At 64.5% G+C, this 15,880-nt stretch carries 15 protein-coding genes; 7 read left to right on the top strand and 8 right to left on the bottom strand.

Annotation, left to right across the window (positions count from 1 at the left end; all coding sequences use genetic code 11):
* Positions 1–15: 15 nt before the first annotated feature.
* The 3 genes from rho to AC0J42_RS01440 all read right to left on the bottom strand — a co-directional run bounded on the left by rho (position 16) and on the right by AC0J42_RS01440 (position 2,670).
* Entirely contained in the window at positions 16–1,275 is a 1,260-nt protein-coding gene (gene rho / locus AC0J42_RS01450) for a transcription termination factor Rho (protein ID WP_027979976.1), read from the bottom strand.
* Positions 1,276–1,522: 247 nt separating this feature from the next.
* The gene (gene trxA, locus AC0J42_RS01445) at positions 1,523–1,852 is read right to left on the bottom strand and encodes a thioredoxin TrxA (RefSeq protein ID WP_027979977.1); all 330 of its coding nucleotides are present in this window, start codon (positions 1,850–1,852) and stop codon (positions 1,523–1,525) included.
* Between the two features lie 119 nt (positions 1,853–1,971).
* Complete coding sequence (locus AC0J42_RS01440) at positions 1,972–2,670, bottom strand: FadR/GntR family transcriptional regulator (protein WP_473006799.1); 699 nt, start codon at positions 2,668–2,670, stop codon at positions 1,972–1,974.
* 221 nt (positions 2,671–2,891) lie between these two features.
* Between AC0J42_RS01440 and AC0J42_RS01435 the strand changes: the two genes are divergently transcribed.
* From AC0J42_RS01435 to ppx, 5 genes are all read left to right on the top strand, one after another.
* Positions 2,892–3,677 carry a transporter substrate-binding domain-containing protein gene (locus AC0J42_RS01435; RefSeq protein ID WP_473005077.1) on the top strand — a complete coding sequence of 262 codons (786 nt, stop codon included), beginning with the start codon at positions 2,892–2,894 and terminating at the stop codon, positions 3,675–3,677.
* 15 nt (positions 3,678–3,692) lie between these two features.
* Entirely contained in the window at positions 3,693–4,358 is a 666-nt protein-coding gene (locus AC0J42_RS01430; protein WP_416421898.1) for an amino acid ABC transporter permease, read from the top strand.
* Positions 4,355–5,005 carry an amino acid ABC transporter permease gene (locus AC0J42_RS01425; protein WP_473006798.1) on the top strand — a complete coding sequence of 217 codons (651 nt, stop codon included), beginning with the start codon at positions 4,355–4,357 and terminating at the stop codon, positions 5,003–5,005. Before AC0J42_RS01430 ends, AC0J42_RS01425 begins: the two co-directional genes overlap by 4 nt.
* Positions 4,992–5,723 carry an amino acid ABC transporter ATP-binding protein gene (locus AC0J42_RS01420; RefSeq protein ID WP_416421897.1) on the top strand — a complete coding sequence of 244 codons (732 nt, stop codon included), beginning with the start codon at positions 4,992–4,994 and terminating at the stop codon, positions 5,721–5,723. The genes AC0J42_RS01425 and AC0J42_RS01420 overlap by 14 nt, the downstream gene beginning before the upstream one ends.
* A 203-nt stretch (positions 5,724–5,926) precedes the next feature.
* Positions 5,927–7,429, top strand: a complete 1,503-nt coding sequence (ppx, locus tag AC0J42_RS01415; protein WP_416421896.1) for an exopolyphosphatase — start codon at positions 5,927–5,929, stop codon at positions 7,427–7,429.
* Here the strand turns inward: ppx and ppk1 are convergent.
* Positions 7,416–9,641: a polyphosphate kinase 1 gene (gene ppk1 / locus AC0J42_RS01410; protein WP_416421895.1), complete on the bottom strand. Its 2,226-nt coding sequence runs from the start codon at positions 9,639–9,641 to the stop codon at positions 7,416–7,418. The two genes, ppx and ppk1, sit on opposite strands and share 14 nt — an antisense overlap.
* 393 nt (positions 9,642–10,034) lie before the next feature.
* Between ppk1 and AC0J42_RS01405 the strand changes: the two genes are divergently transcribed.
* Positions 10,035–10,619 (top strand): DedA family protein, encoded by a 585-nt coding sequence (locus AC0J42_RS01405; RefSeq protein WP_416421894.1) that lies wholly within the window; start codon positions 10,035–10,037, stop codon positions 10,617–10,619.
* On the opposite strand, the gene AC0J42_RS01400 is transcribed toward AC0J42_RS01405, so the two are convergent.
* The gene (locus tag AC0J42_RS01400; RefSeq protein WP_473005076.1) at positions 10,620–11,864 is read right to left on the bottom strand and encodes a sterol desaturase family protein; all 1,245 of its coding nucleotides are present in this window, start codon (positions 11,862–11,864) and stop codon (positions 10,620–10,622) included.
* Positions 11,865–11,978: 114 nt separating this feature from the next.
* Here AC0J42_RS01400 and elbB point away from each other — a divergent pair, with 114 nt between their 5' ends.
* The gene (elbB, locus tag AC0J42_RS01395) at positions 11,979–12,638 is read left to right on the top strand and encodes an isoprenoid biosynthesis glyoxalase ElbB (protein WP_473005075.1); all 660 of its coding nucleotides are present in this window, start codon (positions 11,979–11,981) and stop codon (positions 12,636–12,638) included.
* A gap of 62 nt (positions 12,639–12,700) precedes the next feature.
* On the opposite strand, the gene AC0J42_RS01390 is transcribed toward elbB, so the two are convergent.
* The 3 genes from AC0J42_RS01390 to AC0J42_RS01380 form a co-directional block, all read right to left on the bottom strand.
* Positions 12,701–13,153, bottom strand: a complete 453-nt coding sequence (locus tag AC0J42_RS01390) for a YaiI/YqxD family protein (RefSeq protein WP_416427517.1) — start codon at positions 13,151–13,153, stop codon at positions 12,701–12,703.
* A gap of 17 nt (positions 13,154–13,170) precedes the next feature.
* The gene (locus AC0J42_RS01385; protein ID WP_416421891.1) at positions 13,171–13,803 is read right to left on the bottom strand and encodes a LysE family transporter; all 633 of its coding nucleotides are present in this window, start codon (positions 13,801–13,803) and stop codon (positions 13,171–13,173) included.
* A 149-nt stretch (positions 13,804–13,952) separates the two neighbouring features.
* The gene (locus AC0J42_RS01380; protein ID WP_416421890.1) at positions 13,953–15,863 is read right to left on the bottom strand and encodes an ATP-binding cassette domain-containing protein; all 1,911 of its coding nucleotides are present in this window, start codon (positions 15,861–15,863) and stop codon (positions 13,953–13,955) included.
* Positions 15,864–15,880: the final 17 nt, after the last annotated feature.

Genomic DNA, 15,880 nt, shown 5'->3' with positions numbered 1-15,880 from the left:
GCTAAAAAAGCGTGCTTACTTGCGTTTCATCGACAGGAAGAACTCGTCGTTGGTCTTGGTCTGCTTCAGCTTGTCGACCAGGAACTCGATGGCGGCGACTTCGTCCATCGGGTGCAGCAGCTTGCGCAGGATCCACATGCGCTGCAGTTCGTCGTCGGCAGTCAGCAACTCTTCGCGGCGGGTACCGGAACGGTTGATGTTGATGGCCGGGAAGACGCGCTTCTCAGCGATCTTGCGGTCCAGGGGCAGTTCCATGTTGCCGGTACCCTTGAACTCTTCGTAGATCACTTCGTCCATCTTCGAGCCGGTCTCGACCAGCGCAGTGGCGATGATGGTCAGCGAACCGCCTTCCTCGATGTTACGCGCAGCGCCGAAGAAACGCTTCGGCTTCTCCAGGGCGTGGGCGTCGACACCACCGGTCAGTACCTTGCCGGAGCTAGGGATGACGGTGTTGTAGGCACGGGCCAGACGGGTGATGGAGTCCAGCAGGATGACCACGTCCTTCTTGTGCTCGACCAGGCGCTTGGCCTTCTCGATCACCATCTCGGCAACCTGCACGTGGCGGGTTGGCGGCTCGTCGAAGGTGGAGGCAACCACTTCGCCGCGCACGGTGCGCTGCATTTCGGTCACTTCTTCCGGACGTTCGTCGATCAGCAGCACGATCAGGTGAACTTCAGGGTTGTTACGCGTGATGTTCGACGCGATGTTCTGCAGCATGATGGTCTTGCCCGCCTTCGGCGGAGCAACGATCAGGCCACGCTGGCCCTTGCCGATCGGCGCGCACAGGTCGATGACACGACCGGTGAGGTCTTCGGTGGAACCGTTGCCGGCTTCCATCTTCATGCGCACGGTCGGGAACAGCGGCGTCAGGTTTTCGAACAGAATCTTGTTCTTGGCGTTTTCCGGGCGGTCGAAGTTGATGGTGTCAACTTTCAACAGGGCGAAGTAACGCTCGCCTTCCTTTGGAGGGCGGATCTTGCCGACGATGGTGTCGCCGGTGCGCAGGTTGAAGCGACGGATCTGGCTTGGGGAGACGTAGATGTCATCCGGGCCCGCGAGGTACGAAGCGTCAGCCGAACGCAGGAAGCCGAAGCCGTCCTGGAGAATCTCCAGCACGCCATCACCGGAGATTTCCTCGCCGCTTTTGGCATGTTTCTTCAACAGGGAGAAAATCACATCCTGCTTGCGCGAACGGGCCATATTTTCTATGCCCATCTGTTCGGCCATTTCGAGCAGATCGGTAATCGGCTTTTGCTTGAGTTCAGTCAGGTTCATAAGGGAATGACGTAATCATGTATGGAGGGAGAAATTAAGCTTTGGGCTTAATGAGGCCGCGCCGCAGAGAAGGCGACAGGATCGCGTACTAATTCGAGTAGGAGTGCGTCGGCGACGGCTTGCAGGGGGCGCTAGAGATACTAGTGCGAGGCCGAATGTAACACCTGAATTTCTGGGCGTCTAGTCGTTCGCCCAAGAAAAAGCCCCGCAAGGTGCGGGGCTATTACCACTGGATATTTCAGCGCTATTACAGGCTGGCATCCAGGAAAGCGGCCAATTGCGACTTGGACAGGGCGCCGACCTTGGTCGCTGCCACTTCACCGTCCTTGAACAGCATCAGCGTAGGAATGCCACGCACGCCGTGCTTGGCTGGGGTTTCCTGGTTGTCGTCGATGTTCAGCTTGGCGATGGTCACTTTACCTTCGTAGGTACCGGCGATCTCGTCCAGCACGGGTGCGATCATCTTGCATGGGCCACACCACTCAGCCCAATAGTCAACGAGGACAGGGCCCTTGGCCTTGAGTACTTGCTCCTCAAAGGTTGCATCAGTGACGTGCACGATTTTGTCGCTGCTCATAACGGGCTCCGCGGTCGAATTCTGGAAAAACGTCGCCCATCATAACGGCACAGGCGCCCTACAGGAAGCCGATGATGATTGTCTCTAACTATAGTGATTCCAGATTTAACCAATCGCTATCAGGGCGCGACGAAGGCAATGCCCGTGCGCAGGGCCGCCGCGCGGATGTGTTCCTGCATGGCGCGGGAGGCCGGTGCGGCGGCGTGACGCGCCAGGGCACGAAGGATCTTGCGGTGCTCTTGCCAGGTCTCCATGGCCCGCTCGGCGCGGATGAACGGTAGCTTCTGGCTTTCCAGGAAGATATCGGCGCTGGCGACCAGGATGCTGGCCATGGCCTGGTTGCCGCTGGCCACCAGGATGCGCCGGTGGAAGTCGAAGTCCAGGCGCGCGGCGGCCTCGAAGTCGCCACCACGCAGCTCGGCGCGCATGGCCTCGACGTTATCCTGCAGGCCGTCCAGTTCGTCGGCGTTCAGGCGCACGGCCGCCAGGCCCGCGGCGAAGCTTTCCAGGGCGTAGCGCAGCTGGAAAATGTCCTCGGGCGTGGCCTGGGCCGCGAACGGCCAGGCCAGCCCGGCGGGTGCAGCCTGCCCCGCCCCCGGCGCCTGCACGAACACGCCCTTGCCCGGCTGGATACTGACCACCCCCAAGGCGCTGAGGGTCGACAACGCCTCGCGCAGCGACGCGCGGCTCACCCCCAATTGCTCCGCCAGGTCGCGCTGCGAGGGCAGCGCGGCGCCGGCTTCGAAGCCGTGCTGGCTGATCAGTTGGCGAATGCCCTGGATGGCGAGATCAGGTACCGCTCGGTTCATTGAATTCATCATGGGCGCAGGGCGTTTCGGGCGTATGGAATAACTGTTGTAACGCCATTTTTTCCGCCTGGCAAATCACGCCCTTTAACGGTTCACCCCCGTATTTATTGCTCGAAACCGGTGCAGCTGTTCAGACCAGTATGACCAACCAAAAGCCCGCGGCCAGGGGTTTCGGCGTTCCTGGCATGAGCTGTGCACTGGGCTTGGCACTCACTTTCGGAGACCGTGCCATGATCCAGCGCTGTACCGCCCTGCTCACCGCTCTGTTCGCCAGCCTGATGCTTTGCCAGGCCCCCGCCCACGCCGACGGCCTGGAGGACGTGGTCAAGCGCGGCACCCTGAAAGTCGCCGTGCCCCAGGACTTCCCGCCCTTCGGCTCGATTGGCCCGGACATGAAGCCGCGCGGCCTGGACATCGACACCGCGCAGCTGATTGCCGACCGCCTCAAGGTCAAGCTGGAACTGACCCCGGTCAACAGCACCAACCGCATCCCCTACCTCACCACCGGCAAGGTCGACCTGGTGATCTCCAGCCTGGGCAAGAACCCCGACCGCGAGAAGGTCATCGACTTCTCCAGCGCCTACGCGCCCTTCTACCTCGCGGTGTTCGGCCCGCCCGACGCGCCCATCGCCAGCCTCGACGACCTCAAGGGCAAGACCATCAGCGTCACCCGCGGCGCCATCGAGGACATCGAGCTGACCAAGGTCGCCCCCGAGGGTGTGACCATCAAGCGCTTCGAGGACAACAACTCGACCATCGCCGCCTACCTGGCCAACCAGGTGGACCTGATCGCCAGCGGCAACGTGGTGATGGTGGCCATCAGCGAGCGCAACCCCAAGCGCATCCCGGCGCTGAAGGTGAAGCTCAAGGATTCGCCGGTGTACGTGGGCCTGAACAAGGACGAGCCGCAGCTGCTGGCCAAGGTCAACGAGATCATTGCCGCGGCGAAACAGGACGGCAGCCTGGAAAAGAACTCGCAGGCCTGGCTGAAGCAGCCGCTGCCCGCCGACCTCTGAGGTAGCAGACCCTATATGGCTTACCACTTCGACTTTGCACCCGTGCTGGCCAACACCGACCTGCTGCTCAAGGGCGCGCTGTTCACCCTGGAACTGACGGCCATCGGCGCCCTGCTGGGCGTCAGCCTGGGGATCGTGGGCGGGGTGGTGCGGGCCTGGAAGATCCAGCCGTTCGCCCGCCTGTTCGGCGTGTACGTGGAACTGATCCGCAACACGCCGTTCCTGGTGCAACTGTTCTTCATCTTCTTCGGCCTGCCGTCCCTGGGCGTGCAGATCAGCGAATGGCAGGCGGCGGTGCTGGCCATGGTGGTGAACCTGGGCGCCTACAGCACGGAAATCATCCGCGCCGGCATCCAGGCCATTCCCCGCGGCCAGCTGGAGGCCGCCGCCGCGCTGGCCATGAGCCGCGCCGAGGCGTTTCGCCACGTGGTGCTGGTGCCGGCGCTGGGCAAGGTGTGGCCGGCCCTGAGCAGCCAGATCATCATCGTCATGCTGGGTTCGGCGGTGTGCTCGCAGATCGCCACCCAGGAGCTGAGCTTCTACGCCAACTTCATTCAGTCGCGCAATTTCCGCGCCTTCGAGACCTACCTGCTGACCACCCTGGTGTACCTGGCCATGGCCATGCTGATCCGCGCCCTGCTCAATTGGCTGGGCCGCCGTTACCTTGCGAGGAGCCGCTGATGGATTTCACCTTATGGGACATCGTGCGCAACCTGCTCACCGGCCTGCAGTGGACCCTGGCCCTGAGCCTGGTGGCGTTCATCGGTGGCGGGCTGATCGGGCTGCTGGTGATGACGATGCGCATCAGCCACAAGTCCCTGCCTCGCGGGCTTGCGCGCGGCTATATCGAACTGTTCCAGGGCACGCCGCTGCTGATGCAACTGTTCCTGGTGTTTTTCGGCGTGGCGCTGCTGGGCATCGATATTTCGCCCTGGGTGGCCGCCGCCCTGGCCCTGACACTGTTCACCAGCGCGTACCTGGCCGAGATCTGGCGTGGCTGCGTGGAATCCATCGGCAACGGCCAGTGGGAGGCCTCCGCCAGCCTGGCCATGACGCCTTATGAACAGCTGCGCCATGTGATCCTGCCGCAGGCCCTGCGCATTGCCGTGGCGCCCACCGTGGGCTTCTCGGTGCAGGTGGTGAAAGGCACCGCCGTCACCTCGATCATCGGCTTCACCGAATTGACCAAGACCGGCGGCATGCTCGCCAACGCCACCTTCGAACCCTTCACCGTCTACGGCCTGGTTGCGCTGGGCTATTTCGCCCTGTGCTACCCGCTGTCGCTCAGCGCCCGCTACCTGGAAAGGAGACTGCATGCCACTGCTTAGAATTTCCGCCCTGCACAAATACTACGGCGACCACCACGTGCTCAAGGGCATCGACCTGACCGTGGAAGAAGGCCAGGTAGTGGCCATCATCGGCCGCAGCGGCTCGGGCAAGAGCACCCTGCTGCGCACCCTCAACGGCCTGGAGTCGATCAACGACGGCGTCATCGAGGTGGACGGCGAATACCTGGACGCCGCCCGCGCCGATTTGCGCAGCCTGCGCCAGAAGGTCGGCATGGTGTTCCAGCAGTTCAACCTGTTCCCGCACCTGAGCGTGGGCGAGAACGTGATGCTGGCGCCGCAGGTGGTGCAGAAGGTGCCCAAGGCCAAGGCCGCGGCGCTGGCCCGGCAGATGCTCGAACGGGTGGGCCTGGGCGACAAGTTCGACGCCTTCCCCGACCGCCTGTCGGGCGGCCAGCAGCAGCGCGTGGCCATCGCCCGCGCCCTGGCCATGTCGCCCAAGGTGCTGCTGTGCGACGAGATCACTTCGGCGCTGGACCCCGAACTGGTCAACGAGGTGCTCAGCGTGGTGCGCCAGCTGGCCCAGGACGGCATGACGCTGATCATGGTCACCCACGAAATGCGCTTCGCCCGCGAAGTGGGCGACAAGCTGGTGTTCATGCACCAGGGCAAGGTGCACGAGGTGGGCCACCCCAAGCAGCTGTTCGCCGAACCGCAGACCCCGGAACTGGCCAATTTCATCGGCATGCAGCACGCCTGACCCGACACCCCCCCCCGCGGCCGCTGCTACATCCTGTGGGAGCTGGCTTGCCAGCGAGCTGTTGGGGCCATAAAAGCTCGCTGGCAAGCCAGCTCCCACAATACAGTTGCAGCTACGTATCGGCGGGCATCCTCTGCAAACGCGTTGGCGGCAGGGTTGGTTCGTGGCACGATGGCAGGGTTATCGACCGGGATTCTCAGACCATGCCGCAAGCCACCCCCAAGAACCTTTCCCTGATCGCCGCCATCGATCTGGGCTCGAACAGCTTTCACATGGTAGTGGCCAAGGCCCACCATAATGAAATCCGCATTCTCGAGCGCCTGGGGGAGAAGGTTCAGCTGGCAGCCGGCATCGACGAGCAGCGCAACCTGGACGAAGAGTCCATGCAGCGCGGCCTCGACTGCCTCAAGCGCTTTTCCCAGCTGATCAACGGCCTGCCCCTGGGCGCCGTGCGGATCGTGGGCACCAACGCCCTGCGCGAGGCGCGCAACCGCGGCGAATTCATCCGCCGCGCCGAGGAAATCCTTGGCCACCCGGTGGAAGTCATCTCCGGCCGTGAAGAAGCCCGCCTGATCTACCTGGGCGTCTCGCATACCCTCGCCGACACCCCCGGCAAGCGCCTGGTAGCCGATATCGGCGGCGGCAGCACCGAGTTCATCATTGGCCAGCGCTTCGAGCCGTTGCTGCGCGAAAGCCTGCAGATGGGCTGCGTAAGCTTCACCCAGCGCTACTTCAAGGACGGCAAGATCACCCCGGCGCGCTACGCCCAGGCCTACACTGCCGCGCGTCTGGAAATCATGAGCATCGAGAATGCCCTGCACCGCCTGACCTGGGACGAGGCCATCGGCTCCTCGGGCACCATTCGCGCCATCGGCGTGGCCCTGAAGGCGGGCGGCCATGGCACCGGCGAGGTCAATGCCGAGGGCCTGAGCTGGCTCAAGCGCAAGCTGTTCAAGCTGGGCGACGTCGACAAAATCGACTTCGACGGCATCAAGCCCGACCGCCGTTCGATCTTCCCGGCGGGCCTGGCGATCCTGGAGGCTATCTTCGACGCCCTGGAACTGCAACGCATGGACCACTGCGAAGGCGCCCTGCGCGAAGGCGTGCTGTACGACCTGCTGGGCCGTCACCACCATGAAGACGTGCGCGAGCGCACCCTGGGCTCGCTGATGGAACGCTACCACGTCGACCTGGACCAGGCCGAACGGGTGGAACGCAAGGCGCTGCACGCCTTCGACCAGGTGGCCGAGGACTGGGGCCTGGAAGACGGCGTATGGCGTGAACTGCTGGGTTGGGCGGCGAAAGTGCACGAAGTGGGCCTGGACATCGCCCACTATCACTACCACAAGCACGGCGCCTACCTGATCGAGCACTCGGACCTGGCCGGCTTCTCCCGCGAAGACCAGCAAATGCTGGCCCTGCTGGTGCGTGGCCACCGGCGCAATATTCCCAAGGACAAGTTCGCCGAATTCGGCGACGACGGCATCAAGCTGATTCGCCTGTGCGTGCTGCTGCGCTTCGCGATCCTGTTCCACCACATCCGTGGTACCCAGGAAATGCCGACCGTGAAGCTGTATGCCGGCCAGGACAGCCTGGAAGTGGAATTCCCGGCTGGCTGGCTGGAAGAGAACCAGCTGACCCAGGCCGACTTCGCGCTGGAAGCGGAGTGGCTGACCCGGGTCGGCGTGATTCTTACCGTACGGTAAGAATCGGGATGCTCAGGCGCTCGAGCAGAGTGTCCTGGGCGCTGCGCGGGTTCTGGTTGCCGGTTGGCGAGCTACGCACGTAGCGGCCGTCCGGCTGCAGGATCCACGAGTGGGTGTTGTCGGTCAGGTAGCTTTCCAGCTCCTTCTTCACCCGCAGGATCAGTTTCTTGCCCTCTACCGGGAAGCACGTCTCCACGCGTTTATCCAGGTTGCGCTCCATCCAGTCGGCGCTGGAGAGGAACATCTGCTCTTCGCCCCCGTTGAGGAAGTAGAACACCCGGGTGTGCTCCAGGAAGCGGCCGATGATCGAGCGCACCTGAATGTTGTGCGACACCCCGGCAATGCCTGGGCGCAGGCAGCACATGCCACGCACTACCAAATCGATACGCACACCCGACTGGCTGGCCTTGTACAGCGCGCGGATGACCTTGGGGTCGGTCAGCGAGTTGAACTTGGCGATGATGTGCGCCGGCTTGCCTTCCAGGGCGAACTGGGTCTCGCGGGCAATCATGTCGAGCATGCCCTTCTTCAGCGTGAACGGCGCGTGCAGAAGCTTCTTCATGCGCAGGGTCTTGCCCATGCCGATCAGTTGGCTGAACAGCTTGCCCACGTCTTCGCACAAGGCGTCGTCGGAGGTCAGCAGGCTGTAGTCGGTGTACAGGCGCGCGTTGCCGGCGTGGTAGTTGCCGGTGCCCAGGTGGGCGTAGCGCACGATCTCGCCGGCTTCGCGGCGCAGAATCAGCATCATCTTGGCGTGGGTCTTGAAGCCCACCACGCCGTAGATCACCACCGCGCCGGCGGCCTGCAGGCGGCTGGCCATTTGCAGGTTGGACTCTTCGTCGAAACGGGCGCGCAGTTCGATGACCGCGGTCACTTCCTTGCCGTTACGCGCGGCGTCCACCAGCGCATCGACGATTTCCGAGTTGGCGCCGCTGCGGTACAGGGTCTGGCGCACGGCCAGCACGTGCGGGTCCTTGGCGGCCTGGCGCAGCAGGTCGACCACGGGGGTGAACGACTCGAACGGGTGCAGCAGCAGGATGTCCTGCTTGCTGATCACGCTGAAAATGTTCTCGCTGTTCTGCAGCAGCTTGGGGATGGCCGGGGTGAACGGCTTGTATTGCAGCTCCGGGTGGCTGTCCAGACCGGTGATGCTGAACAGGCGCGTGAGGTTGACCGGGCCGTTGACCTGGTACAGCTCCGACTCCGACAGGCTGAACTGCTTGAGCAGGTAGTCGGACAGGTGTTTGGGGCAGGTATCGGCCACTTCCAGGCGCACGGCATCGCCGTAGCGGCGCGAGAACAGCTCGCCGCGCAGGGCGCGGGCCAGGTCTTCGACGTCTTCGGAGTCCAGCGCAAGGTCGGCGTTACGGGTCAGGCGGAACTGGTAGCAGCCCTTCACCTTCATGCCCTGGAACAGGTCATCGGCGTGGGCGTGGATCATCGACGACAGGAACACGAAGTTGTCGCCGGTGCCCGACACTTCTTCCGGCACGCGGATGACCCGCGGCAGCAGGCGTGGCGCTGGAATGATGGCCAGGCCCGAGTCGCGGCCGAAGGCGTCGATGCCTTCCAGCTCGACGATGAAGTTCAGGCTCTTGTTCACCAGCAACGGGAACGGGTGCGTGGGGTCGAGGCCGATGGGGGTGATGATCGGCGCGATTTCGTCGCGGAAGTAGCGGCGCACCCAGGTCTTGAGCTTGGTGGTCCAGTTGCGGCGACGGATGAAGCGCACCTGGTGCTTTTCCAGCTCTGGCAGCAGGATGTCGTTGAGGATCGCGTACTGGCGGTCCACGTGGCCGTGCACCAGCTCGCTGATGCGTGCCAGCGCCTGGTGCGGCTGCAGGCCGTCGGCGCCGGCCTGTTCACGGGCGAAGGTGATCTGTTTCTTCAGGCCCGCCACGCGAATCTCGAAGAACTCGTCGAGGTTGCTGGAGAAGATCAGCAGGAACTTGAGGCGTTCCAGCAGCGGGTAGGACTCATCCAGTGCCTGTTCCAGCACGCGGATGTTGAACTGCAACTGGGAAAGCTCGCGGTGGATGTACAGGCTGCTGTCATCCAGGCCCGGCACGGCCACCGGCGCCGGGGCGCTGGCAGGCGTAGCGTCGGCCACGGGCTCTTCGACCGGTTCCATGGCCGGTGGCGTTTCGATGATCTGCTCAAGCACGGGCTGTGCTTCTTTCACGGCAGTTTCGTGAAGTGCTTCGTTATTCATCTAGCGTTCCTGAAGGGCTCAATTGCCCTCTCATTCAGTTGAGCGGCACGGTTTGCAATCAGGTGAGGCAGCATCTGGCACGATCGTATCGTCGGCAGCGTGGCTATAGACACTGACGAGGCGGGACGCCAACTCATCACACTGACGGTGGCGGGAGGGCAGGCGCAGGGCGCGGGCACGGCTCACGGCAAACTCCTGGGCCCACGCGTGCGGGCCGGCGCGACAGTTATAAGCGGCCATTATGACGGTTGCATGACAATCTTGCGTCAACGCCATACAGATAGCCTCCGACATTGTCATTCTGCCCGCCGTTCACGTCGAGACACATTTCGACACTTTCCCGAATGGCCGCGACGGGTTAGGCTGCGCGTTCATTTCGCCAGCATCCAGACAATGCTCCAACAATTTCTGCAGGATTTCGGCTACCTGGCCCTCTTTCTTGGTACGTTTTTCGAAGGCGAGACGATTCTGGTCCTCGCCGGGTTTCTTGCGTTCCGCGGATACATGGATATCAACCTGGTCGTGGTGGTTGCCTTCTTCGGCAGCTACGCCGGCGACCAGCTCTGGTACTTCCTGGGGCGCAAGCATGGGCGCAAGTTGCTCGCGCGCAAGCCGCGCTGGCAGCTCATGGGCGACCGGGCGCTGGAACACATTCGCAAGCACCCCGACATCTGGGTGCTGAGCTTCCGCTTCGTGTACGGCCTGCGCACCGTCATGCCGGTGGCCATCGGCCTGTCCGGCTACCCGCCACGGCGCTACCTGCTGCTCAATGGCATCGGCGCCGCCGTGTGGGCCACGGTGCTGGCCCTGGCAGCCTACCACTTCGGCGCCATCCTCGAAGGGTTGCTGGGCAACATCAAGAAATACGAACTGTGGGTGCTGGGCGGCCTGCTGGTGCTGGGTGGCCTGCTGTGGCTGCGCCGGCGCATCAAGGCGGCACGCGTGGCCCGCAAGCTGGCCGCCCAGGAAGCCGAGTAGTCAACGCGCCGGGGCGCCCAGCCTGAGGCCCGCCCCGCGCTGCCAGGCCAGCCCGCCCAGGCTGGCCACGCTGTACACCAGCAAGGCCGGCCAGGCCCAGGCACTGGCCGGCAACAGCCCCCAGGGCGCCGCCAGCGCCACCATCGGCACGTTCAGCCCCAACCGCAGCAGTTCCAGGCGCATGGCCTGCGGGCGCGCCTCCAGCGCCGTCCCCAGCACGAACAACCCCCACCCCATCCACGCGCAGCCCAGCAGCAGCCCCGCCAGCGGCATGCTCGCACCAAAGGCCAGCAGGTAGCTGCCCAGCGCCACATGCACGGCGAACTGCGCCACCACGTACGCCTGCTGGCGCGCCCCCAGTGGCACGTGGAACAGGCTGAACTGGCCCAGGTCGGGCTTGCCCATGGGGTAACGTGCCGCCACATCCGCCGGGCGCCAGCCGGTGGGCATGAACCATAGCCGCAGCTTGTCGCGCCAGCGCCGGGTGCGCCGTGCATCCGCCCACAACTGCGCGTAGAACTGCAGGTTGGCCCACACGGGGTTCCAGCTGCGCAGCGGCGTGGTCACGCCGAAAATCACCGGCTCGCGCTCGTCTTCCTCCTGGAAGCTGCCGAACAGGCGATCCCAGACAATGAACACTCCGCCGTAATTGCGATCCATGTAGAGAAGGTTCTGCGCATGGTGCACCCGGTGATTGGACGGCGTGACCAGCACCCACTCCAGCCAACCCAGCTTCGGCACATGGCGGGTGTGCACCCAGAACTGGTAGAGCAGGTTCAGCGCCGCCACCGTGGCGAACACCAGCGGCGGCACGCCCAGCAGCGCCAGCGGCAGGTAGAACAGCCAGGCGAAGATAAACCCGGTGCTGGTCTGGCGCAGGGCGGTGCTCAGGTTGTACTCCTCGCTCTGGTGGTGCACCGAATGCGCGGCCCACAGTACGTTGCGCTCATGGCCCAGGCGGTGCAGCCAGTAGTAGCAGAAGTCGTAGCCAACAAACGCCAGCAGCCACACCCAGGCCCGCTCGCCCGGCAGGGCCAGCAACGCCAGGTGCTGCCAGGCGAAGGCGTAGGTCAATAGGCCCAGGCCCTTGGTGACCAGCCCCGTGGTGGTGGACAACACGCCGGTGCTGAGGCTGTTGATGGCATCGGCCAGGCTGTAGCTGCGACGCCCGCGCCAACGGTCGGCCAGCAGTTCCACGGCAATCAGCAGGAAGAAAAACGGTACGGCGTAGAGGATCAGATCCATGGCGACAACCCGTGGGAAGATCAGCCAAGATTAGGCTTGTGGTAGGCAAAACCCTACGGCGGCCAGTGACAATTCAAGGGACATTAACGCCATGAATTCGGGAGAGAACCCAACATGACCAAGAAAGTTGCCGTGATCCTTTCCGGCTGCGGCGTCTACGACGGCGCGGAAATCCACGAGAGCGTCATCACCCTGCTGCGCCTGAACCAGCGCGGTGCGCAGGTACAGTGCTTCGCGCCCAACGTGCAGCAGATGCACGTCATCAACCACCTCACCGGCGAGGAAATGCCCGAGACCCGCAACGTGCTGGTGGAGTCGGCGCGCATCGCCCGCGGCGAGGTCAAGGACCTGGCAGAAGCCGACGCCGATGCGTTCGACGCCCTGATCGTGCCGGGTGGCTTCGGCGCCGCCAAGAATCTCTCCACCTTCGCCACCCAGGGCGCCGGCTGCACGGTCAACGCGCAGCTGCTGGAACTGGCCGAAGCCTTCGCCGAAGCCGGCAAGCCGGTGGGGTTGATCTGCATCTCCCCGGCCCTGGCCGCGAAGATCTACGGGCCGGGCGTGACCTGCACCATCGGCACCGACGAGCAGACCGCCAAGGCCATCGACAAGATGGGCGGCACCCATGAGCGCTGCGCAGTCGGCGACATCGTCGAAGACACCGCACGCAAGCTGGTGAGCACGCCGGCCTACATGAGCGCGAAGACCATCGGCGAAGCGGCGGAAGGCATCAACAAACTGGTAGACCGCGTGCTGGACCTCACCACCCCGTAGCAGCTGCCGAAGGCTGCGTCCGGGTTAACCCGGGACGCGGCCTGACGGCCGCTGCTACAGGTTCAAGCACGCGCCAGGCGGGTGAGGATGCGGTCCAGGCTGTTGGCGAACGCCTGCTTGTCCTTGTCACCATACCCCGCCTGGCCGCCACCCACCTGCCCCTGCTCGCGCAGGTCGGTGAACAGGTTGCGCACGGCCAGGCGCTCGCCCATGTTGCGCTCGTCGAACTCCTTGCCGCGCGGGTCCAGGCAAGCCACGCCCTTCTTCACCAGGCGGTCGGCCAGCGGCACGTCGCTGCAGATCACCAGTTCACCGGGCACGGCGTGCTCCACCAGGTAATCGTCCGCCGCATCCGGCCCCGCCGGCACCACCACCAGTTTCACGCAGGCGAACGCCGGCTTGATCAACGGCACCCCCGCCACCATCAGCACCTCGAACTGGCGCTTGAGGGCAAACTTGATGACCTGGTCCTTGGCCGCCTTGGGACAGGCGTCGGCATCGATCCATACCCGCATGGGCTGGCTGCTCATCCTTACACCGGCGCGCGGCGCAGGGTCGCCAGCAGGGTGGCCGCAGCGATGAACAGGCCGGCGAAGGTGCGGTTCACCCGCTGTTGCTGCCGTGGCGTGCGCAGCAGGCGCAGCACCTTGGCGGCAAGGCCGGTGTAGCCGGCCATGACCAGCAGGTCGACGGTGATCATGGTGGCTGCGATGGTCACGTACTGGGCCACCAGCGGAGCATGGGGATTGATGAACTGCGGCAGCACCGCCAGCATGAACACCAGCGCCTTGGGGTTGCTGACGTTCACCAGGAAGCCGCGGAACACCAGGCTCATGGGCTTGCCGATGGGGCGCACGGCCGAGTCGGCGGACATGTCCATAGGCAGCGCGCGCCACTGCTTGATCGCCAGGTAGACGAGGTAAAACACGCCGAACCACTTGATCAGGGTGAACGCGGTAGCGGAGGCGGCCAGCACGGCGCCAAGGCCGGCGGCGATGATGGCGATCTGCAGGATCAGGCCCAGCTGTAGTCCCAGGGCATTCCAATAGCCGCGTACGAAACCGTACTGCAGGCCGCAGGACATGGACGCGATGGCGCCAGCGCCCGGGGAAAGACTGATGATCCAGCAGGCGGCAAAGAATGCCAGCCAGGTTTGCAGCGCCATGACGCACCTCGTAACAAAATCAGTAGACCGGTAAACCTACTGCTTGTGGGGGGAAAACGCCACGAGAATCTCGGTTCTGGGGCCGGACGCGGCCTATGGCCGCTGCTACGAATACCCGTAGCAGCGGCCATAGGCCGCGTCCAGGCCCCCTACGACAACGCCTCGAGCTCGGCCTGCATGGTTTCCAGGGTTTCCAGCGCCATCATCCAGGCCTCTTCCAGCTCGGCCTCGCGGGCCTTGAGCTTGGCCTGCTGGGCCAGCTGGTCTCGCAGCTCGTCCTTGCGGGCGGCCTCGTAGATGCCGCTGTCGCCCAGCGCCGCCTCGACTTTCGCCAGCTGCTCGTGGACCTTGCCCAGCTCAGCCTCCAGCTTGTCGGCCTCGCGCTTGTGCGGGGCCAACTGCTGACGCAGAGCTGCTGCGGCCTGGCGCTGGGCCTTCTTGTCGGTCTTGTCGGGGTTGACCGGGGTGCTGCTCACCGGCGCGTTGCGCAGGCGATAGTCGGCCAGCCAGCGGGTGTAGTCGTCCAGGTCGCCGTCGAAGGCCTCGACCTTGCCGTCCGCCACCAGCAGGAAGTCGTCGGTGGTGCTCTTGAGCAGGTGACGGTCGTGGGAGACCACCAGCACCGCGCCACTGAATTCCTGCAGGGCCATGGTCAGCGCCAGGCGCATTTCCAGGTCCAGGTGGTTGGTGGGTTCGTCGAGCAACAGCAGGTTCGGCCGCTCCCAGGCAATCAGCGCCAGGGCCAGGCGGGCCTTTTCGCCACCGGAGAAGTTCAGCACCGGCTCGTCGATGCGCGCGCCACGGAAGTCGAAACCGCCGAGGAAGTCGCGCAGGGTCTGCTCGCGCTCGGTCGGCGCCAGGCGCTGCAGGTGCAGCAGCGGGCTGGCCTTGCTGTCCAGCGAGTCGAGCTGGTGCTGGGCGAAGTAACCCACGGTGAGGTTTTCGCCGCGCACCAGGCGCCCGCCGATGGGCGACAGCTCGCCGGCGAGGTTCTTGATCAGGGTCGACTTGCCGGCGCCGTTGGGGCCCAGCAGGCCGATGCGCGCGCCTGGCGTCAGCTGCAGCTTGACCTTCTCCAGGATGACCTTGTCGCCATAGCCCAGGCGGCCTTCGGACAGGTCCAGCAGCGGGCTGGAGATTTTCTGCGATTCGCGGAAGACGAAGTCGAACGGCGAATCGACGTGGGCCGCGGACAGCTCTTCCATCCGCTCCAGCGCCTTGATCCGGCTCTGGGCCTGGCGGGCCTTGGTGGCCTGGGCCTTGAAGCGGGCGATGTACTTTTCCATGTGCGCGCGCTGGGCCTGCTGCTTCTCGTAGGCTTGCTGCTGCTGGGCCAGGCGTTCGGCGCGGGCGCGCTCGAAGGCCGTGTAGCCGCCACGGTAGAGGGTCAGCTTGCACTGTTCCACGTGGGCCACATGGTCGACCACGGCGTCGAGGAAGTCGCGGTCGTGGGAAATCAGCATCAGGGTGCCGGGGTAGCTCTTGAGCCACTCTTCCAGCCACAGGATGGCGTCGAGGTCCAGGTGGTTGGTGGGCTCGTCGAGCAACAGCAGGTCGGACGGGCACATCAGCGCCTGCGCCAGGTTCAGGCGCATGCGCCAGCCACCGGAGAAGCTGCCGACCGGGCGGTCCATCTGCTCGTTGGTGAAGCCCAGGCCAGCCAGCAGCTTGCGGGCGCGCGCATCGGCGGTGTAGCCGTCGGCGCTGTCCAGCTCGGCGTGCAGGCGGGCCTGCGCTGCGCCGTCATGGGCAGCCTCGGCCGCGGCCAGCTGCTGCTGGACCTCGCGCAGGCGCAAATCCCCGTCGAGCACGTAATCAACGGCTACTCTGTCGAGTGTATCGACCTCCTGGCGCATGTGAGCGATGCGCCAATCCGCCGGCAACTGGCAGTCACCGGAATCGGGCACGAGCTCGCCACGCAGCAGGGCGAACAGGGTGGATTTGCCGGCGCCGTTGGCACCGATCAGGCCGGCTTTCTGACCGGCGTGCAGGGTCAGCTCGGCGTCTTCTAGCAGACGCTGCGGGCCACGCTGTAAAGTAAGGCTTTGAAGTCGAATCATAATGGCGGCGGAGTCTA

It is taken from the genome of Pseudomonas sp. Tav-5-1A (assembly GCF_055755055.1).
The sequence above is the reverse complement of the archived record's forward strand: the minus strand, read 5'-3'. Positions and strand labels throughout refer to the sequence as shown.